This window comes from Streptomyces sp. Ru72, assembly GCF_002920635.1.
Taxonomy (GTDB): Bacteria; Actinomycetota; Actinomycetes; order Streptomycetales; family Streptomycetaceae; genus Streptomyces.
Window position 1 is genome coordinate 1 of the sequence record NZ_PQSR01000240.1, and the last position, 945, is coordinate 945.

Annotated in this window: 2 protein-coding genes; both read left to right on the forward strand. The window is 68.5% G+C overall.

Translation table 11 applies throughout. The annotated features are described in order from the left end of the window. On the forward strand, positions 1-401 hold a 401-nt coding region (locus tag C3488_RS39685; RefSeq protein WP_103845638.1), incomplete at its 5' end, for a winged helix-turn-helix domain-containing protein. Then, positions 398-945, forward strand: a 548-nt coding sequence (locus C3488_RS39690; protein ID WP_258053932.1) for a transposase, incomplete at its 3' end; no start/stop codon positions are given. The genes C3488_RS39685 and C3488_RS39690, both read left to right, overlap by 4 nt.

Below are 945 nucleotides of genomic sequence, written 5' to 3' on the forward strand. Positions count from 1 at the left end.
CGGTGCAGCGCTGGCGCCGGGCCTGGCACGAGGCTGGCACCGAGGGGCTGCGGTCTGCCGGGCCCGTGTCCCGGCCCAAGCTGAGTGAGGCCCTGTTCACCGTGCTTGAGCAGGAGCTCGCCAAGGGGCCGGTCGCGCACGGCTGGCCGGACCAGACGTGGACGCTGGCGCGGATCAAGACGCTGATCGGGCGCAGGTTCCACAAGAGCATGACGCTGTCGGCGATCGCGCGGATGCTGCACCGGCACGGCTTCAGCCACCAGGTCCCGGCCCGCCGAGCCATCGAGCGCGACGAGGAGGCAGTGGCGGGCTGGGTGAAGGAGACCTGGCCGCAGGTGGAAGGTCCGTGGCGGCGCTCGACGCCTGGCTGTGCTTCGAAGACGAAGCCGGCTTCTCGATGACGCCGCCCACCGCACGGACCTGGGCCAGGCGCGGACGCACACCCGTCATCCGAGTCCGGGGACGCTCCCAGCGCCGGTTCTCCATCGCCGCTCTGGCCTGCTACAAGCAGGGTGAACGCTCACGGCTGATCTACCGGCCCAAGCGGCATCTCGATCACAAGCGCGGCGGCAGACGTAGTTTCACCTGGACCGACTACCGCGACCTGCTCATCGCCGCACACCAGCAGCTCGGCGCACCCATCGTGCTCGTGTGGGACAACCTCAACGTCCACAAGGACCGCCGACTGCGGGAGTTCATCGACACCCACGACTGGATCACCTGCTACTTCCTCCCGGCCTACGCACCGGACCTCAACCCCGTCGAGGGCATCTGGTCCCTGCTGCGCCGCAGCAGCCAGGCCAACACCGCCTTCACCGACCCCGACCACCTCATCAGCACGCTCCGACACGGTCTCCGCCAGATCCAGTACCGCAGCAACCTCATCAATGGATGCCTCGCCGAAACCGGCCTCACCTGGACGACATCACGGCGCCAACGTCAGTA